This is a genomic window from Yersinia sp. IP36721, assembly GCF_003634395.1.
In the GTDB taxonomy this organism is placed as follows: domain Bacteria; phylum Pseudomonadota; class Gammaproteobacteria; order Enterobacterales; family Enterobacteriaceae; genus Yersinia; species Yersinia entomophaga.
The window spans coordinates 137,799-157,867 of sequence record NZ_QCZL01000005.1 but is presented as its reverse complement, the minus strand read 5'-3'; the positions used below and the strand labels follow the sequence as shown (position 1 = coordinate 157,867).

The following is a 20,069-nucleotide window of genomic DNA, read 5'->3' as shown; positions in this document are numbered from 1 at the left end:
AAACTGTATGAATAAACAGGAGTGTAACCAAATTACTCAGGTTTTGCACCTGCCCGTTTAGCGCGTCTTGATCACAAGACGATTGCTCTGTTTTACTTCTTCCATAACTACGTAAGTACGGGTGTCGTTCACTCCCGGCAGACGCAGCAAGGTTTCACCAAGCAATTTACGGTAGGCAGACATGTCTGGCACGCGGGTTTTCAGCAAATAGTCAAAATCGCCGGAAACCAAGTGACACTCTTGAATTTCATCAAGTTTTTGCACTGCGGTGTTAAATTGTTCAAACACATCTGGCGCACCACGATTCAGAGTAATCTCAACAACAACCAACAGTGCAGCGTCCAGATATTGCGGATTTAACAGCGCAGTGTAGCCCTGAATGAAATCCTGGCGCTCTAAGCGGCGAACACGTTCCAGACACGGCGTAGGCGATAAACCTACACGTTTTGAAAGCTCTACGTTTGAGATCCGACCATCCTTCTGAAGCTCATTCAGGATGTTACGGTCAATACGGTCAAGCTCCTTCCCCGGGCGTTTCTTATTGTCTATCATCTTATTGTCTCTCTTAATTTCCTTGAATCCGCCACATGCCCTAACCGGAAGTCGGTGTTCTGAGCCTGCCACAGACAAAGACCCACAGCCTGTTTTTGTGCAAATATATCAACATGTTCCTATCTCACACCCTGTCTGTCCAACCGCATGCGAGGTACTCGATGATTATTAGCGTCCCGAAAGAGATGAAAACATCGCGGTGCCGAATGGGATGTTTTCCAACGATACCGAGAAATCACTGCACGTAGCCACCCAGCATTAATCGAAAACGTTCCAGGGTTTTCGATTGATATCAGTGATACCAATTCTGAAATTATGGCGCGCAGATAATTTCTTCTTCCTATGATGTTTTCGCAAATGCACAGCCGATTGTCAAAGTAAAAGAAGTTAAATCAGTAGAACGTGCCAGATAAAAAATCTCACTCGCTCATTTTCCCCTCGTTTTTACGCTTTTTTTACCTCATGTTCAGAGAGAAAATTCCGCTGAATTCGGGTGGAAGTGACAGATGAGGGCACAAAATTCGTAGGGTTAAGGCCAACCACTTGCGGACAGCCATGTCCGAGAGCAAATGTAGCCGCGATTAAAAAAGCCCCATCCGATAGGTTTCTCTCCTAACTGCTTATTCTTAATGCATTTCGCTGAGAAAATAGTCATCACCTATCAAACAAATCGCTAACAACATTTTTGTTCGCTTTTTTTACTGTCACATTTTCCCTACAATCCCTAACATTGTCCGCCATTGTGGGAAAGAGGTATTCATGAGCACGGCTAAGCACAGCAAATTAATTATTCTTGGTTCAGGTCCTGCGGGTTACACCGCGGCAGTTTATGCCGCCCGCGCCAATCTGAAGCCCGTTTTGATTACCGGGATGGAAAAAGGCGGCCAGCTGACAACCACCACCGAAGTTGAAAACTGGCCCGGTGACCCAGAAGGTCTAACCGGCCCGGCGCTGATGGAACGTATGCACGAACACGCAGCGAAATTCCAAACCGAAATTCTTTTCGACCATATCAATAAAGTCGATCTGCAACAGCGTCCGTTCCGTCTATTCGGCGATAGCGAAGAATATACCTGTGATGCTCTGATCATCGCCACAGGGGCATCGGCCCGTTATCTGGGGATGGAATCTGAAGAAGCCTTTAAAGGCAAAGGCGTTTCCGCTTGCGCAACCTGCGACGGTTTCTTCTATCGTGGCCAGAAAGTCGCGGTAGTCGGCGGCGGTAACACTGCGGTTGAAGAAGCGTTATATCTGGCAAACATTGCGGAAGAAGTACATCTAATTCACCGCCGTGATACTTTCCGTTCGGAAAAAATCCTGATCGACCGTCTGATGGAAAAAGTGAAGAACGGCAATATCGTGTTGCACACCGACCGCACTTTGGATGAAGTGTTGGGCGATCAAATGGGCGTTACCGGCGTGCGTTTGCGTTCAACCCAAACCGATGAAACCGAAGAACTGGCAGTTGCTGGCGTATTTATCGCCATCGGCCACAGCCCAAACACCGCAATTTTCGGCGATCAGTTGGAACGGGAAAACGGCTACATCAAAGTGCAGTCTGGCATTCAGGGCAACGCGACCCAGACTTCCGTACCTGGCGTATTTGCCGCCGGCGACGTCATGGATCATATTTATCGTCAGGCGATTACCTCCGCGGGCACCGGCTGTATGGCTGCGTTAGACGCGGAGCGTTATCTGGACGGCTTGGTCAACGATAAGTAATCGACCCGGCCTGAAGAACGACTCAGGCTAGCTCGAAGAAACAGGCGGCTCAATCGCAAGATGAGTCGCCTTTTTATTCGTGGCTTCACTTTATTTATATCTCCGCCGAGTTGTTCGTGCGTTCAAAACGGCCAAGCCTCATGGATTACCTGCAATCCGTTTAATTAAAAAGTAAAGATACAGTTGGCAACAATATAAAATAACAGTGCAAAAAACCTATTTAACTCGCCACTCCCCATGTCAATCACTTGTTATTTAATTGTGATTGGTTGGTTTCAGTAATAATCGATGAAATAAAAACCAAAAAACGAATCATTTCTACTTTTTGATTTACAATCAATGAGGTAAATCAAAATAACCTCTTCCTGTATTTTTCTTAAACTTGTTTAAAACCACTATTTCCCCCTTATTTGTTTTCACAAGGCGTAGGGACAAGGTAACATTGCCTTTCGCCGGTTTGCCCTCTTCGGGGAGCAGACATCTATTGATAAATTTATCATCCCATTTCCTGCGCAGAATAATTGCCTGATGAATAAAACAAGACAATATGAGTTGATTCGTTGGCTGAAAAAACAAAGCGCCCCCGCGCAACGTTGGCTCCGCCTTTCCATGCTACTTGGTTTGCTCAGCGGGTTATTGATCATCGCTCAAGCCTGGTTATTAGCCGGATTATTGCAGGCGCTGATTATGGATCAGATGCCGCGAGAGGCTCTGACCAACGACTTCTTGCTGCTGGCTGGAACTTTCGCAGCGCGCGCCGTGGTCAGTTGGCTACGGGAGCGGGTAGGTTTTATCTGCGGCATGAAGGTGCGATTGCAGATTCGTAAAATCGTGCTGGATCGCCTTGAACAACTCGGGCCATCCTGGGTAAAAGGCAAACCAGCCGGCAGTTGGGCGACCATTATTCTTGAACAAATTGAGGAAATGCAGGATTACTATTCGCGCTATTTACCACAAATGTATCTGGCCGGTCTGATTCCGCTGTTGATTTTGATTGCGATTTTCCCGATTAACTGGGCCGCAGGACTCATTTTGTTCGTCACCGCTCCGCTGATCCCGATTTTCATGGCGCTAGTCGGCATGGGCGCAGCAGATGCTAACCGCCGCAACTTTGTTGCACTGGCGCGATTGAGCGGCAATTTCCTCGATCGCTTGCGCGGTTTGGACACCTTGCGCTTATTTCATCGGGCGAAGGCCGAAACCGACCAAATCCGTGATTCTTCCGAAGATTTCCGCAGCCGGACCATGGAAGTGCTGCGCATGGCCTTCCTTTCCTCGGCGGTTCTCGAATTTTTCGCCGCTATTTCTATTGCCGTTGTCGCGGTTTATTTCGGTTTTTCCTATCTTGGCGAATTGAATTTTGGCAGCTACGGATTGGGCGTCACCCTGTTTGCCGGTTTTCTGGTGCTGATTCTGGCTCCTGAGTTTTACCAACCACTGCGCGATCTCGGCACCTTCTATCACGCCAAAGCGCAGGCCGTTGGCGCGGCGGAATCATTAGTGACGTTCCTCGCCAGCGAAGGCGAAGCTATCGGTCAGGGGGATAAAAACCTACCCGACGAAGGTTTAATCACGCTGGAAGCCGCCGAACTGGAAATACTGGCACCCAACGGCACTCGCCTGGCTGGCCCGTTGAATTTCACGCTACAACCCGGCCAGCGCATTGCCATTGTTGGGCAGAGTGGCGCAGGAAAAAGCTCATTACTCAATCTGTTACTGGGCTTTCTGCCTTATCGTGGCTCTCTGCGGGTTAACGGCATTGAACTGCGCGAACTTGCCCCTCAGGCATGGCGCAGCCAGCTAAGCTGGGTAGGCCAAAACCCTTATTTGCCGGAGCAGACTTTGGCCAGCAATATTCTGCTCAATCAGCCCGACGCCAGCGAACAGCAGCTGCAACAGGCGGTTGAACGTGCCTACGTCAATGAGTTCCTCGGGGATTTGCCCAACGGGTTAGCCACGGAAATCGGCGATCATTCGGCTCGTCTATCCGTTGGTCAGGCACAGCGCGTCGCCGTGGCGCGCGCCTTGTTAAATCCTTGCCGGCTACTGCTGTTGGATGAGCCAACCGCCAGTCTGGATGCCCACAGCGAACAATTAGTGATGAAAGCATTAAACGAGGCTTCGCGAATGCAGACTACGCTACTGGTGACGCACCAGTTAGAAGATACGCTAGATTATGACCAAATCTGGGTAATGGACCGCGGGCTGCTGGTTCAGCAAGGGGATTACACCACACTGAGTCAGTCTGAGGGGCCTTTCGCCAACCTGCTGTCTTATCGCCGTGAGGAGCTTTAATCATGCGCGTGCTTCTTCCATTTCTGGCGCTTTACCGCCGTCATTGGTTCTTGATTAGCCTCGGCATTTTGCTGGCTATTATTACTTTGCTGGCCAGCATTGGCCTATTGACGCTGTCCGGCTGGTTCCTCGCTGGTACTGCACTCGCTGGCCCGCCGGGTTTGTATACCTTTAACTATTTGCTTCCCGCCGCGGGCGTTCGCGGTTCAGCCATTTTACGCACCGCCGGACGCTACGCCGAGCGCGTGGTGAGCCACGATGCTACCTTCCGGGTGCTGGCGCATTTGCGGGTATTTACCTTTCAGCGCATTTTACCGCTCTCCCCTGCCGGGATTGCCCGTTTTCGTCAGAGTGAAGTGCTCAACCGCTTGGTGGCTGATGTCGATACGTTGGATCATCTGTATCTGCGGGTCATTTCGCCGTTAATCGCCGCGCTGGCGATCATCGCTGCCGTTACCTTCGGTCTGAGTTTCCTTGATGTCGAGCTGGCATTGACCCTAGGTGCCATTCTACTGGGGCTGCTGCTAATTCTGCCGCTGATTTTCTACCGCGCCGGTCAACCTATCGGTGCCGATCTCACCGTATTCCGTAGCCACTACCGCACACAACTGACCGCCTGGCTGCAAGGTCAGGCCGAACTGTTGGTCTTCGGCGCGTTAGGACGTTTTCGCCATACTTTGGAAGATATCGAACGGCGTTGGTTGACTCGTCAGCAGCAACAGGCTTCGCTGGCAGGTTTGGCGCAGGCATTGATGATTCTGGCGACCGGTATGACCGTCACGCTAATGCTGTGGCTGGCCGCGGCTGGCATCGGCGATTATAGCCAACCGGGCGCATTGATTGCCCTGTTTGTTTTTGCTTCGATGGCGTCATTTGAGGCTCTACTGCCGGTTGCAGGTGCTTTCCAGCATCTTGGGCAGGTGATAACTTCCGCTGAGCGCGTGGCGCAGCTTATTGCACAGAAGCCGGAAGTCACCTTCCCCCAAACCGGCCCTGAGATCGCTTCACAGGCAGCGCTGGAAGTCGCACAGGTGAGTTTTACCTATCCAGACCAGCCTTTGCCTGTATTGCAGGATATAACGCTGTCACTGGCCGCAGGAGAGCATATTGCGCTACTGGGACGCACAGGTTGTGGTAAATCAACGCTATTACAATTACTCACCCGCGCCTGGGATCCCAATCAGGGTGAAATCCGGCTCAACGGCCAGCCGCTGGCGAGCTACGACGAAGCTTCTCTACGCCAGATGATGACGGTAGTCAGCCAGCGAGTACACGTTTTCAGCAGTACGCTGCGACAAAACCTGCTGCTCGCCTGCCCAACCGCTAGCGATGAGCAACTAATCACCGCGTTACAACAAGTCGGCCTGGGTAATCTTCTGGATAATGACGAAGGGTTAAATGCCTGGATGGGAGACGGCGGTCGCCCACTTTCCGGTGGCGAACAACGCCGTTTGGGTATTGCGCGGGCGCTGCTCCATCCTGCTCCATTGTTATTGTTGGATGAACCGACCGAAGGTCTGGATGCGGAAACCGAGCAACAAATACTGGCGCTGCTGCGCCAACACTGTCAGCACAAGAGTCTGATTCTGGTGACGCATCGCCTGTATGGGCTGGAGCAAATGGATAGCATTTGCGTGATGGACGGCGGCCAGATCGTTGAACAGGGCGATCATGAGACTTTATTGAAAAATAAAGGCCGGTATTATCAGTTCCGTCAGCGCCGCTAAGTTTTATTGTGAGTTTAAGACGATTTCTGGCTAATGTTATCAAATGCCGCTGGGATAACGGCGGCATTATCAATACTCTACAGCCAAAAGCGCCTGTAAGCGCCGTTAAGGGGATTTATGCGTCTTACCCACCTCTCATCACATTCTTACGCGTTCCCTTCACCTGAGCTGGCTCTGCGCGAGCCTAATGGCCTATTGGCGTTAGGTGGCGATTTATCGGCATCACGGTTACTCGCGGCCTATCAGCGCGGTATTTTCCCGTGGTTTAGCCCGGGCGAGATGATTTTATGGTGGTCGCCGGACCCGCGAGCGGTGCTGTTCCCCGAAGAATTACATATCAGCCGTAGCATGCGTCGCTTCCTGCGCCGCTGCCCATTTCGGTTCACACTGAACCAGGCGTTCCGTGAAGTGGTCGCCGCCTGCGCCGATCGTCCCGATGACGGAACCTGGATTGGTGACGATGTACAGCAGGCCTACGCCCAATTACATGAAATGGGCCACGCTCATTCATTGGAGGTATGGTTAAATAATGAACTCGTTGGCGGGTTGTATGGTATTGGGATGGGCGCACTTTTTTGCGGAGAATCAATGTTTAGCAGGGTGGAGAACGCTTCAAAAAGCGGATTAATGGCTTTTTGTCATCATTTTACCCGTCATGGTGGAGAACTGATTGACTGTCAGGTCCTCAACGCTCACACTGCGTCGCTGGGTGCGAGAGAGATCCCTCGCAGCCACTTTTTGCAGCACTTGAGTCAACTCCAGTTTAGTCCGCTACCGGCTGAATGCTGGTTACCGCAATCGCTGGATGTCGAAATCGCGATGCCGTAAAGATCAATGTTACAAAAGCACCCCACATTAGGCTTTATCCCCTCCTCAGCAGACTAATTTTGCAGAAATGGTGTGATGACTGCCAACACTTCTTTACATAATGTGGGTTTTTCGGCATTATCTTGCCGGTTAAAAACTAAGGTAGTTACTCCTAGAGGATTCGATGGCCAAAGAAGACAATATTGAAATGCAGGGCACCGTTCTTGATACGCTGCCGAACACCATGTTCCGTGTTGAATTGGAAAACGGGCACGTGGTAACCGCTCATATCTCCGGTAAAATGCGTAAAAACTATATCCGCATCCTGACGGGTGACAAAGTCACTGTAGAGCTGACCCCGTACGACCTGAGCAAAGGCCGCATTGTCTTCCGTAGCCGTTAATCGGCTGCCCAGTCGCTAGTTGCTAGCGAGCTCTGAGGATGTAGTCCCCCCTCCGGCGCCCTTACCATTTTATTGGCTAGGGCGTTTTGCTTTTTCTGTTATTTACCCCTTCCGTTATTTACCCCTTCCGCACCATTCCCATTTCGAATGAGTCGGACTGAGTACAAAAAAAAGGGCGATATCGCTATCGCCCTTCCATTTATTTCACGTCTGATTCAACTAGCTTATTGCGCTAAGACTAATGTACCGCGCCTTCCGTTTTGCGTTTTTGCGCGCTTTGGAATTCGTAAGCCAGTTGCTGTTTCTCTTTATCCAGACCAACGCTCACCGAGCCGCCATCAACCAAAGAGCCAAACAACAGTTCGTTAGCCAGCGGTTTCTTCAGATTTTCCTGAATCACCCGCGCCATCGGCCGCGCGCCCATAGCTTTGTCGTAGCCCTTCTCAGATAGCCAGTTACGCGCTTCATCGCTGACCTCCAGCGACACGCCTTTGGCATCCAACTGCGCCTGAAGCTCGACGATAAACTTGTCGACAACCTGCTGAATCACATGAGGAGACAAATGGTTGAACCAAATGATGTTATCCAAACGGTTCCGGAATTCCGGCGTAAACACCTTTTTGATCTCTTCCATCGCATCGGTACTGTTATCCTGCTGTTGGAAGCCAATCGATTTACGCTGAGTTTCCCGCACGCCAGCGTTGGTGGTCATCACCACAATCACGTTGCGGAAATCCGCTTTACGACCATTGTTATCCGTCAGCGTACCGTTATCCATCACCTGCAATAACAGGTTAAAGACATCGGGATGCGCTTTTTCAATCTCATCCAGCAACAGAACCGCATGAGGGTGTTTGATAACCGCGTCGGTCAGCAAACCGCCCTGATCGTAGCCAACGTAGCCCGGAGGCGCACCAATCAGGCGGCTAACCGTATGGCGCTCCATATATTCGGACATATCAAAGCGCAGCAGTTCGATATCCAGCGCCTTGGCCAATTGCACTGTGACTTCAGTTTTACCCACCCCGGTCGGGCCAGCAAACAGGAACGAACCCACAGGTTTATTTTCATGACCTAAACCCGCGCGGCTCATTTTGATCGCTTCAGTCAGAGCGTCGATAGCTTTATCTTGCCCGAAGACCAACATACTCAAACGGTCGCTCAGGTTTTTCAGTACGTCACGATCGCTGGCAGAGACAGTTTTCTCCGGAATACGAGCAATACGCGCCACCACAGATTCAATATCTGAAACGTTGACGGTTTTTTTGCGTTTGCTCGCCGGCATCAATCGGCTGCGCGCACCAGCTTCATCAATGACATCAATGGCTTTATCCGGCAAATGGCGATCGTTGATGTATTTCACCGACAATTCCACCGCCGCCCGAATGGCTTTCGCCGTGTAGCGTACATCGTGATGAGCTTCGTATTTCGGTTTCAACCCATTGATAATTTGCACCGTTTCTTCGGGCGTCGGCTCAACGATATCAATTTTCTGGAAACGGCGCGCTAACGCACGATCCTTTTCAAAGATATTGCTGAATTCCTGATAGGTCGTGGAGCCAATCACCCGAATCTTGCCGCTGGACAACAGCGGTTTGATCAGGTTCGCGGCATCCACTTGCCCACCGGAAGCAGCACCGGCGCCGATAATGGTGTGAATTTCATCGATGAACAGAATGCTGTCTTTATCCTGCTCTAGCTGTTTCAGCAGCGCTTTGAAACGTTTCTCAAAGTCACCGCGGTATTTAGTTCCCGCCAGCAGCGAGCCGATATCCAACGAGTACAGCGTACATTCGGCCATGACTTCCGGTACATCGCCCTGCACAATTCGCCATGCCAGACCTTCGGCAATCGCGGTTTTCCCGACGCCGGATTCGCCGACCAGCAGCGGATTGTTTTTACGACGGCGGCAAAGTACCTGAATTGCACGCTCCAGCTCTTTTTCGCGGCCAATCAGCGGATCGATACCGCCGACGCGCGCCAGTTGGTTAAGATTGGTGGTGAAGTTCTCCATACGGTCTTCCCCTCCCGCCTGCTCTTCATTCACCGGATTTTCTGCATTTGGCGCCTGACCCGGCTCGTCTTTGCGTGCACCATGGGAAATAAAGTTCACCACATCCAGACGGCTGACATCGTGTTTACGCAGCAGATAAGCCGCCTGGGACTCTTGTTCGCTGAAGATGGCGACCAAAACGTTGGCACCGGAAACTTCATTACGACCAGATGATTGAACATGGAAGACGGCGCGCTGTAATACGCGCTGGAAGCTCAGCGTTGGTTGGGTGTCACGCTCTTCCTCGCTGGCCGGTAACGTTGGCGTGGTTTGTTCTATAAAGGCTTCCAGCTCCTGGCGTAATGCCACCAGATCCACCGTACATGCCTCTAGCGCTTCCCGCGCGGCAGGGTTGCTCAGCAATGCCAGCAACAGGTGCTCCACGGTCATAAACTCGTGTCTGTGCTCCCGCGCTCTGGCGAAAGCCATATTAAGACTGAGTTCAAGTTCTTGATTGAGCATAGGCACCTCCCCAATAAATTGCCTTAATCAGGCTTTTTCCAGCGTACAAAGCAATGGATGCTCGTTCTCCCTGGCGTATTGATTTACGTGCGCCACTTTTGTCTCTGCAACTTCAGCAGTGAACACGCCGCAAATCGCTTTCCCTTTGTAGTGAACGTTCAGCATCAACTGGGTTGCACGTTCAATATCATAAGAAAAGAACTTTTGCAGAACGTCAATCACAAATTCCATCGGCGTGTAATCGTCGTTGTTGAGTATAACTTTATACATAGACGGCGGTTTTAGCGCATCGATTTGTTTATCTTTGACTAAATGCTCAAAATTAAGCCAGTCGTTGTTATTGCCCATTGCTTACCCATCGTTTCACTGAATCATACAGGAGCAACACTCAGCTCCGGTTATAAGACCATTTGGTACAGATTTCTATTGTTATTTTAACATCTCTTGCCGTGAAGTGTCGCTTTAGAAGCATGCGAGAACGTTCGCACAGACAACAACAAAATTGTAACTAAATAAGCGCAATAGCGTTATCTGCATCAAACTTTGGCGAACTCCTCAGCCTGAGAAAAGCCGTCCTCTTGACGTTAATCGCATTTCCACTAGAGTGTAAATTTGTGAGCTGATGGAGTTTTAACCAATCCGCGCTCACTTTAACCAGCGATTACCTCATCTAAAATTAGAATAGCCTTGCGAGGAACGTAGAAGTATGGAGACGGGTACTGTTAAATGGTTCAATAACGCCAAGGGCTTTGGATTTATCTGCCCGCAGAACGGCGGCGAAGATATCTTTGCACACTACTCTACTATCCAGATGGATGGTTATCGAACGCTAAAAGCGGGTCAGCAGGTTAACTTTGATGTCCACCAGGGCCCCAAAGGCAATCATGCCAGCCTGATTGTGCCTCTGGAAATGCTGGCTCTCGCCTGACATCAACGTCACACCGTCGGGCCGTTAGCTTTTATCTACGGCAGCACAGCAATTCAAAATGCCAGCCGAACTGCGACTGGCATTTTTATCATTTTTTATGCCCCCGCTAACGCCATAATATTACGTTAACACCGCCTGGGCGTCTGCTCGTTTATCCTATTGCCCGTAAATTCTATGTCCGTAAACGTTATTCCCGCGCCAAAGCGTCAATTGGGTTTAATCTGGCGGCACTGCGAGCGGGCAAATAACCGAAGACCACGCCAATAATTGTCGAACACAGGAAAGCGCTGACCAGCGCAACCGCAGGGAAAGATACCTGCCAGTTGGGCATCACCATTTCTACCGCCAGACCGATAGCAAAGGAAAGCGTAATCCCTAATGCGCCGCCGACCAGACAAACCAGCACCGCTTCAATCAGGAATTGCTGCATGACATCGCTGGAACGCGCCCCTACGGCCATGCGAATACCTATTTCACGGGTTCGTTCCGTTACCGATACCAGCATAATATTCATCACACCAATACCGCCAACCACCAACGAAATGACCGCTACCAGCGTCAGGAACAATTGCATGGTTCGAGTGATTTTTTCCGCAGTTTGCAGCAAGCTGTCCATATTATAGGTAAAGATATCTTTCTTACCGTGACGCAAAGTTAGCAAGCGAACTAACTGTTGTTCGGCTTCCTTACTATTATAGCCATCGTTGATTCGCACCGTAATCGAATCAAAATAAGATTTACCCATCAACCGGTTAGCCATTGTGGTGTAGGGAATCCACACCCGCAGTGATTTACTGCTGCCAAACATCGATTGTTTTTCTTCCACCACGCCGACGATAGTCGCAGGCATATTGCCGATCAGCATCACTTGCCCCACCACATCTTTCACATGCGGGAAAAGTCGGCGCTGAGTATTACGGTCAATCACCACCGCCTGCGCCTGTCGATCGACCTGATCCTGCGTAATCGCCGTGCCCTGCTCGATACTGATACCGTAAACACGGAAATACTGCGCGCTCACTCCGGATACACTGCCGGCCACATCGATATTTCCGAAGCGTAGCCGCATACTGCCAGAGATCACCGGTGACACCGCATTAATGTAAGACTGCGCTTTCAGCGCTACCATATCGTCATAAACCAGCGCCTGCCGATTACTGGGGTCGTCATCGCCAAAGTCTTTTCCGGGGTAAATATCGATGGTATTTGTCCCGATAGCGCGAATATCTGCCAACACCATTTGTTTGGCCGCATCGCCCACCACCAAAATAGAAACCACCGAAGCAATACCTATGATAATACCGAGCATAGTTAGCGCAGTTCGCATCTTGTTAGAGGCCATCGCGCGCCATGCCATCAGCAATGCTTCACGAAAACGCCCGGTCAATTGCTGCCATGAAGGCGCTGGCGGCGTCAGACTTTGCGTATCCGGCTCTGCGGTTTTTGGCGGTGTTTTACTGCCGGAGTCCGCCATAATACGGCCATCTTTGATTTCAATGATTCGCTCGGCCTGAGCCGCGACCGTAGGATCGTGGGTAACAATAATGACCGTGTGCCCCTGCTGTTGCAGTTGCTTTAAAATCACCATCACTTCAACGCTGGAATGGCTGTCTAACGCGCCGGTGGGTTCATCGGCCAATATTACCTGCCCGCCGTTCATCAAAGCGCGAGCAATACTGACGCGCTGCTGTTGGCCACCGGAAAGCTGGCTGGGACGATAGCTGATGCGCTCGCCTAATCCCAAACGGGTTAGCAACATTTTGGCGCGTTCCCGCCGCTCATGCTTTCCTAAACCTGCGTAGACCGCGGGCACTTCTACGTTATGCGCCGCACTTAGGTGAGGTAATAAATGATAACGCTGGAAAATAAACCCAAAGTGTTCACGACGCAAAGCCGCCAGCGCATCATTGTCCATGCTATCGACGTCCTGCCCGGCCACGCGGTAAATCCCCTCGCTTGGCTTATCCAGACAGCCAAGAATATTCATCAGGGTCGACTTACCCGAGCCGGAAGCACCAATAATCGCCACCAGCTCACCCGCGTTAATTTCCAGCGAAACGTCCTGCAGCACATCCACCGTTTGTTCACCAGACTGATAACTGCGGCGAATGCCTTTTAACTCAAGCAAAGCCGCCATTATTCAGCCTCCGCTACGCCGCGGCTGGTAATCACTTCATCACCCACTTCCAGACCGCTAAGCACCTGCGCATCCACATTGTTGCGAATGCCGATGGTCACTTCTCGTTTCTCTTCCTTACCATTTTTTAGCACCGCGACTTCATAACGGTTCACGCCCAATTCGTTACCCAAAGCGGAGAGTGGCACAACTTTAGCCTGTTCCACTTTCGATAATTGAATCGATACCTGAGCGGTCATTTGCAGGCGCAGCAGGCCATCCGGATTAGGTACTTCAAAGCGGGCCGAATAGAAAATGGCATCGTTCACTTTTTCCGGCGTTGGCTGAATATCTTTGAGTACACCGTCAAAATGCTTCGACGGATCACCCAATACAGTGAATGAGGCTTTCAGCCCCGGTTTCAGGTGGATAACATCCGCTTCGGAAACTTGAGCATTCACCAGCATCGTACGCATATCGGCCAACGTCAGAATGTTTGGCGCCTGTTGTGCGGCAATCACTGTCTGGCCTTGCAACGTAGTAATTTGCACTACATCGCCGTCCATCGGGGCGGAAATTTTGGTGTAATCCAGATTAATTTTGGCCGTATCCAGGCTGGCTTTGGTTTTGCTGATTTGTGCGCTGATCGTGCCAACTTTTGCTTTTTTTACCGCCAAATCCGTTGCGGCCTGATCCAGAACCTGAAGAGAAACCGCCTGTAGCTTCGCCAATTGTTGCTGGCGGCTCAGCGTCACCTCCGCCAACTGCCGCTCGGCTTTGGCTTGCAACAGCTGAGCGTTAAGATCTTGCAGCGTCGCTTCCACCTCTTTGATCTGGTTCTGTGCCTGCTGCGGATCGATCATCGCCAGCAGTTGCCCCTGCTTGACCTTATCGCCGATCTCCACATAGAGCCGTTCAAGCTGCCCGCTCACCTGCGCACCCACATCAACTTTGCGCACCGCGTCCAATTTACCTATCGCTAATATGTTTTGTTGCAGATCCCGATTAACCACTTTGACGGTTTGATACTGTGTCGCAGCCGGTGCCATTCCATGCTTGATCGCCCAAAAACCGCCAATTGCCAAAATCACAATCGCCAGAATCCAGCGTCGTTTACGTCCGCTAAACCACGTCAAATTAATTACCTACCTTATTAAAATTTATGCTTGAAATAGACAAATGCTAATGAAAATACCGTAGCGCTGATTAAATTATCACTCTGAGAGTGCGCGAATTTAAACGTAATATAAACATCAAATCATATAAATAATACCAACATAAGACGCATTGAGTCGCTGTTTAGTTCCCCCTTGCTTCAATAGAGACAAAGTTTGATAACGAAACGGATATTCCAATGTATTTATTCACTTCACCCCCATCAGCGCCGAATCATTTAAGTCGCTGGCAGTTAATTTCGCAGTTGATAAAAGGGGAAGAAAACCTGCCGGAGGTGTGGCGAAAACCGGCTTTTCGCTTTAAGTTTCTGGCCAGAACGCTGATTTATCCTCAGGTTACTCTGGCGCTACTCAGTGAATTGGCGAATAACCCGCAGCTCGGTACGCTGCTGCAATCTCAGCCGGATTTACCTTGCAAACTGCACCGTCCGTATCTCAGCGCCAATCTCAGTAAACGTCAGGGATTACAGGCGATCAAAGAGCACTATCGGTTGGTCAATGAATTGATGCCATCAGCATTGGCGACGGGATATCTCCAATCCAAGCCTTATAAATTGGCCGAATTAAGCGGACGCAATGACAGCCAGTACCGCGTTTACCTCGGTACGTTGCCGATGCTCAATAAAGAAGGGGAAGCCACGCTGATGTTTACCAATCAACAAGGTGAAACACTGGCGCTCATGACCTTTAGTTTGATGAGTTATCGACAGAAAAAAACGTTGTTTATTGGTGGGTTACAAGGAGCCGCACCGCAGGTAGCTCATGAAGAAATTCAAATCAGCACCAAAAACTGTCACGGCCTGTTCCCGAAACGTATCCTGCTGGAAGCAGCCTGTAGTCTGGCCGAAATGTTGGGGATCACTCAGATTATAGCGGTGGGTAATGATACTCATATCTATAAAAGCTGGCGTTATCGTCAACGGAAAAGCGATAAGTTACACGCCGATTATGATGGTTTCTGGCAATCTCTGGGCGGCCAAATGAGCGAGGAAGGTTATTTTCTGCTGCCTGCCCGCGTAGCGCGGAAAGCCATTGAGGATATCCCTAGCAAGAAACGCGCTGAATATCGCCGCCGTTATCAGTTATTGGATCAATTGGAAAGCGGGATTAGCGCCCACTTCCCTTGTGCTGAAAATACCTCGGTTAATCCGCGCGACCCCGAGCCAGCCACACCACGCGGGAAAACATCTTTTTCAGAATTGGCGGTACCGAACTCACGCCCCACACCCCAGCCTGAGTGGCAACTTCAATAGCCAAATCGGGCTTGGAAGTGCGATGTATCGCTTTCTCAATCACCCGGCGCGGCGGCATTTTGGCATTCATCGGTATCGCTGATATTCGATGATAAACCGGGCCAAATCCCGCACGATATAGGAATTGCTCCATATCCGGCGCCGGCAACATGGTCAGGCGATCTCGTTCATTATCACCGTTGCGCTCCGCAATATCCCGAACGGTAGCGGCATACTTCTTACCGGCATCGTCGCCGTCGGTCAGGGTATGCCACTGAATGCCCATGCGATTGGCGAATTTTAGCAATGGACGTAAACCACTTTGCGCAAACTCGATGACTTTTACCCCTTCAGCTTCAAAGTGATAGCCACATTGGCGAGCCAGTTCGTTAAGCAACCAGATTTCTGTCTCACCCTCCACCAATAGCCAGCAGCGGGCAAACAGTGATGACGGGCGGTTAAAACGAATATGGAAGGCAATGCGGCGACTGTCTTCCGGCGTCATCCCCTTCGGGCCAATACGGTAAGTTGCCACCCGCGCAGACTCACGCACCAATCGGCAAATCCGTTCTACCGGTACCAAAGAAACCAGTTCGCCGGAGTTGGTGGTGGTGATGCGTTGCAAAGGAAGCTGATTGAGTAGCCCCCAGGCGACCGATAACATAATGGGATGCAGGCGGGTTTCGGGATCCTCCACCAGCAACAGCGGGCGCGCGTGCGGATCCAGATGAATCGAGCCTTTAGCCTGCAATAACGTATTAAACATCCCCAGTAAAATCAGCCGCATACTTCGACTGTTCGGCTCGGCAATCATGCGGTTGATGCTGTCCAGCGCTTGCCACGCCTGACGTTCCGGCTGCGGGCGCGAAGGCCGATTGCGCTGAGGCGTTTGAGAACCCTGCTCGGCAAAGTAATGTTCCAGCAATTGGCGCATAGCGTCTAATCCCTGACGTAGCTCGGTATTAGTCAGTTTTTGTGGATTACGTACTAATTCACGCCCTAACTGATCCAACTGCTGATTCAGCGCAACTTTATCCTGCCCAGGCATACTTTCCGGCACGCTGGTACGTAAACGGCGGATAAAGCGGGCATCCCGCAGGCGCAGCACTGGATGGATACGAATAATACCTAAAGCCAGTTTTTCAATATCGTGGAGTGGCAACGGCTGGCCATCCAGATCCAGAAAAGTGCGCCAGGTACAAACGGTGCCGTCATCGGCCAGTTCGCCTTCCACTCGGTAGTAAATACGATGCAAACTGTCTTCACATTGGCTCCACAGCGGTGCCAAATGGCGATAACGTGGGGAACGCCAATGGCCGATATCCTTCTCGCAGAAGGTTAAAATAACCTGAAGATGCCGATCTTTTGCCGCTTCATCACCGGGGGGATAATAAAAATCCTGCACGGTGAAATGATAGAGTCGCGGTTCCGGAGACAGCAACAGAGTGAGCGCATCCAACAGGCTGGATTTACCCCAGGCATTCTCCCCGATGAGTACCGTATTATCATCCAGCGTCAAAGAAATACGATTAATGCCACGAAACCCGACTATTTCCACGCGTTCTAGGAACATATTTACGCCTCCCGTGCGAAGTTAAATCATTACCAGCGAAGCCTATGTCATTAACGCGTTAACATTCATGAGAATGGCGCAAAAAATCCTTTCAGGTCAAGCGCCATCCGCCGGTCTTTCCACCTTTACTCTATCCGCCTTTTTAGATAGCTTATCCCCTTCACTCAACAATGCCCGATCTCATTGCTATAGCCAACCGGCTATAGCCTTACGTCTGCTTAATTCAGCCTGACGCGTAAAGGACGCTTTAACTCACATGTATTCAGGATTACTGATCATTCTGTTGCCGTTAATTATCGGTTATTTGATCCCGCTTAGCCGTAAATCTTTAATTCAGGCGATTAACCGGCTATTAAGCTGGATGGTTTACGTTATTTTATTTTTTATGGGCATCAGCTTGGCATTTCTGGAAAACCTTAGCGCAAACCTACTGCTTATTTTCCAATACGCCAGCGTATGTTTTATCTGCATTTTATCCGCTAACCTGTTGGCGCTATTTTTGCTCGAACATAAAAGGCCGTGGAAAAATACTCACCGCCAGGAAGCTCTGCCTTCCCGATTACATATGGCGCTGGAATCGCTGAAACTGTGCGGCGTAGTTATCATCGGCTTTCTATTGGGTCTGACCGAATGGCCACCGTTGCAATTTGCCGCTCAAGGTAGTGAATTAGCATTGATATTCCTGCTATTTTTGGTTGGCATCCAGTTGCGTAATAGCGGCATGACTTTACGCCAGATTGTGCTTAACCGCCGCGGCACTATTGTCGCCATCGTGGTTGCTGTCAGTGCGCTGGCTGGCGGCGCGTTAGCCGCGTTATTCCTCGGTTTACCGCTGAAAACCGGTCTGGCAATGGCCTCCGGCTACGGTTGGTACTCACTCTCGGGTATCTTACTGACAGACGCATTTGGCCCGGTGATCGGCAGCGCCGCCTTCTTCAACGATTTAGCCCGTGAATTAGTCGCCATTATGCTGATTCCAACGCTGGTTCGCCGCAGCCGTTCCACTGCCTTAGGCCTCTGCGGTGCCACCTCAATGGATTTCACCCTGCCGGTATTGCAACGTAGCGGTGGCCTGGAAATGGTACCTGCCGCGATCGTGCACGGCTTCATATTGAGCTTACTGGCTCCAGTACTGATCGCGCTATTCTCCTGATATTCTCCGTCCCCAGCGGGCTAATGTATTGGCCCGCTAAATTCTATTCATTTCACCATTAAAGCGAAAAAGTCTCATTCGCGACAAAAATTGCGCCAAATCAAGATAAGTTAAAGTTGCATTACAAAAGCCTTTTTAAGATGCCTTGGCACATCTATGCTTTTAAACACGCATTACAAATGCACTTTTAAAAGGAAAGAATCATGTTCTGTGTGCAATGTGAACAAACCATTCGTACCCCGGCAGGCAATGGCTGCTCTTACGCTCAGGGTATGTGCGGGAAAACCGCTGAAACGTCCGATTTGCAAGACCTGTTGGTTGCCGTATTACAGGGGCTTTCCGCTTGGGCATTACGCGCCAGACAGCTCGGTATTATCGATCCAGATATCGATAGCTTCGCACCCAGAGCCTTTTTCTCAACGCTGACCAACGTTAACTTTGATTCTGAGCGCATCGTCGGTTATGCCAAGGAAGCTATCGCACTGCGTGATTCTCTGGCCGCACGCTGCCGCTTGCTGGATGCCAGCGCCTCGGTAGATCACCCGATGGCCGAATTACAATTGGAAGCTAACGACATTCCAACACTGCAACAACAGTCTCAACAGTTCGCTTTAAACAGTGATAAAGCCGAGGTTGGCGATGACATTCACGGTCTGCGGATGCTGTGTTTGTATGGCTTGAAAGGCGCAGCGGCTTATATGGAACACGCTCACGTACTCGGTCAGTCTGATGAAAATATCTACGCGCAATATCATGAGCTTATGTCATGGCTGGGCACTCAGCCGCGCGATGTGGATACCCTGTTGAATAATGCTATGGGCATCGGCCAGATGAACTTCAACGTGATGGCGATTCTGGACAGCGGCGAAACTCAGGCATACGGCCACCCGCAGCCAACGGCGGTCAACGTGCGCCCGGTCGCCGGTAAAGCCATTCTGATTTCAGGGCACGATCTGAAAGATCTGCAGATGTTATTGGAGCAGACCGCCGGACAAGGCGTCAATGTGTACACCCATGGCGAAATGCTGCCAGCACACGGCTATCCCGAGCTGAAAAAATTCCCGCATCTGGTGGGTAACTACGGCAGCGGCTGGCAAAATCAGCAAATCGAATTTGCCAAATTCCCCGGCCCGATAGTGATGACCTCCAACTGTATTATCGATCCCAACGTGGGTAATTACGGCGATCGTATCTGGACCCGCAGCATTGTTGGTTGGCCGGGCGTCAATCATTTGGAAGGCGATGATTTCTCAGATGTTATTACGCAAGCGAAAAGTATGGCCGGATTCCCGTACAACGAGCTAGAACACATGATCACCGTGGGTTTTGGTCGCCAGACTCTATTAAATTCGGCGGATACGGTTATCGATCTGGTTTCTCGTAAAAAACTGCGCCATATCTTTCTGGTCGGCGGCTGTGACGGCAGCCGGGACGAACGCAGCTATTTTACCGATTTTGCCCGCAATATTCCGCAAGATTGCCTAATCATGACTCTGGCCTGTGGTAAATATCGTTTTAACAAACTGGACTTCGGCACGCTGGAAGGTTTACCGCGTCTGCTGGATGTGGGCCAATGTAATGATGCTTACTCCGCGATCATGCTAGCGGTAAAACTATCTGAGCAATTAGGCTGTACTGTCAACGACTTACCTTTAAGTCTGGTGCTGTCGTGGTTCGAACAGAAAGCTATCGTCATTTTGCTGACGCTGCTGTCTCTCGGCGTCAAAAATATCTATACCGGCCCAACGGCGCCGGGCTTCCTGACCGATAATCTGCTGGCCATTCTGAATGAAAAATTCGGTATGCGCCCGATCACCTCGGTTGAACAAGATTTGAACGAAATTCTGGTGGCCTAAGCCACGGTGCGGTCA

At 50.6% G+C, this 20,069-nt stretch carries 15 protein-coding genes; 9 read left to right on the top strand and 6 right to left on the bottom strand.

Features of this window, described 5'->3' with window-relative positions; all coding sequences use genetic code 11:
• Positions 1-57 precede the first annotated feature (57 nt).
• Entirely contained in the window at positions 58-552 is a 495-nt protein-coding gene (gene lrp / locus DBA33_RS07160; protein WP_004717338.1) for a leucine-responsive transcriptional regulator Lrp, read from the bottom strand.
• Positions 553-1,311: 759 nt separating this feature from the next.
• On the opposite strand from lrp, the gene trxB reads away from it, so the two are divergent.
• The 5 genes from trxB to infA all read left to right on the top strand — a co-directional run bounded on the left by trxB (position 1,312) and on the right by infA (position 7,506).
• Positions 1,312-2,274 (top strand): thioredoxin-disulfide reductase, encoded by a 963-nt coding sequence (trxB, locus tag DBA33_RS07155; protein WP_064512871.1) that lies wholly within the window; start codon positions 1,312-1,314, stop codon positions 2,272-2,274.
• Positions 2,275-2,802: 528 nt separating this feature from the next.
• Positions 2,803-4,569 carry a cysteine/glutathione ABC transporter permease/ATP-binding protein CydD gene (gene cydD / locus DBA33_RS07150; RefSeq protein WP_064512869.1) on the top strand — a complete coding sequence of 589 codons (1,767 nt, stop codon included), beginning with the start codon at positions 2,803-2,805 and terminating at the stop codon, positions 4,567-4,569.
• 2 nt (positions 4,570-4,571) lie between these two features.
• Positions 4,572-6,296 (top strand): cysteine/glutathione ABC transporter ATP-binding protein/permease CydC, encoded by a 1,725-nt coding sequence (gene cydC / locus DBA33_RS07145; RefSeq protein ID WP_120806020.1) that lies wholly within the window; start codon positions 4,572-4,574, stop codon positions 6,294-6,296.
• A gap of 117 nt (positions 6,297-6,413) precedes the next feature.
• Positions 6,414-7,124, top strand: a complete 711-nt coding sequence (aat, locus tag DBA33_RS07140) for a leucyl/phenylalanyl-tRNA--protein transferase (protein ID WP_064512864.1) — start codon at positions 6,414-6,416, stop codon at positions 7,122-7,124.
• Positions 7,125-7,287: 163 nt separating this feature from the next.
• Entirely contained in the window at positions 7,288-7,506 is a 219-nt protein-coding gene (gene infA, locus DBA33_RS07135; protein ID WP_002211347.1) for a translation initiation factor IF-1, read from the top strand.
• 238 nt (positions 7,507-7,744) lie between these two features.
• On the opposite strand, the gene clpA is transcribed toward infA, so the two are convergent.
• Positions 7,745-10,021: an ATP-dependent Clp protease ATP-binding subunit ClpA gene (gene clpA / locus DBA33_RS07130; RefSeq protein WP_120806018.1), complete on the bottom strand. Its 2,277-nt coding sequence runs from the start codon at positions 10,019-10,021 to the stop codon at positions 7,745-7,747.
• 27 nt (positions 10,022-10,048) lie between these two features.
• Positions 10,049-10,369: an ATP-dependent Clp protease adapter ClpS gene (clpS, locus tag DBA33_RS07125; RefSeq protein ID WP_004717325.1), complete on the bottom strand. Its 321-nt coding sequence runs from the start codon at positions 10,367-10,369 to the stop codon at positions 10,049-10,051.
• Between the two features lie 358 nt (positions 10,370-10,727).
• Between clpS and cspD the strand changes: the two genes are divergently transcribed.
• Positions 10,728-10,949, top strand: coding sequence for a cold shock-like protein CspD (gene cspD / locus DBA33_RS07120; RefSeq protein ID WP_049596538.1), 222 nt, complete (start codon positions 10,728-10,730; stop codon positions 10,947-10,949).
• Between the two features lie 187 nt (positions 10,950-11,136).
• Here the strand turns inward: cspD and macB are convergent, their stop codons facing one another.
• On the bottom strand, positions 11,137-13,086 hold the full coding sequence (gene macB / locus DBA33_RS07115) for a macrolide ABC transporter ATP-binding protein/permease MacB (protein ID WP_064512860.1): 1,950 nt from the start codon (positions 13,084-13,086) through the stop codon (positions 11,137-11,139).
• Entirely contained in the window at positions 13,086-14,201 is a 1,116-nt protein-coding gene (gene macA / locus DBA33_RS07110) for a macrolide transporter subunit MacA (protein ID WP_064512858.1), read from the bottom strand. Before macA ends, macB begins: the two co-directional genes overlap by 1 nt.
• Positions 14,202-14,419: 218 nt before the next feature.
• On the opposite strand from macA, the gene DBA33_RS07105 reads away from it, so the two are divergent.
• The gene (locus DBA33_RS07105) at positions 14,420-15,493 is read left to right on the top strand and encodes a VirK/YbjX family protein (protein ID WP_064512856.1); all 1,074 of its coding nucleotides are present in this window, start codon (positions 14,420-14,422) and stop codon (positions 15,491-15,493) included.
• Here DBA33_RS07105 and DBA33_RS07100 read toward each other — a convergent pair.
• Positions 15,384-17,045, bottom strand: coding sequence for an ATP-dependent endonuclease (locus DBA33_RS07100; protein WP_064512854.1), 1,662 nt, complete (start codon positions 17,043-17,045; stop codon positions 15,384-15,386). The genes DBA33_RS07105 and DBA33_RS07100 overlap by 110 nt on opposite strands.
• 256 nt (positions 17,046-17,301) lie before the next feature.
• Here DBA33_RS07100 and DBA33_RS07095 point away from each other — a divergent pair, with 256 nt between their 5' ends.
• Positions 17,302-18,198: a lysine exporter LysO family protein gene (locus DBA33_RS07095; protein WP_064512852.1), complete on the top strand. Its 897-nt coding sequence runs from the start codon at positions 17,302-17,304 to the stop codon at positions 18,196-18,198.
• A gap of 203 nt (positions 18,199-18,401) precedes the next feature.
• Positions 18,402-20,054, top strand: coding sequence for a hydroxylamine reductase (gene hcp, locus DBA33_RS07090; protein ID WP_064512850.1), 1,653 nt, complete (start codon positions 18,402-18,404; stop codon positions 20,052-20,054).
• Positions 20,055-20,069 lie beyond the last annotated feature (15 nt).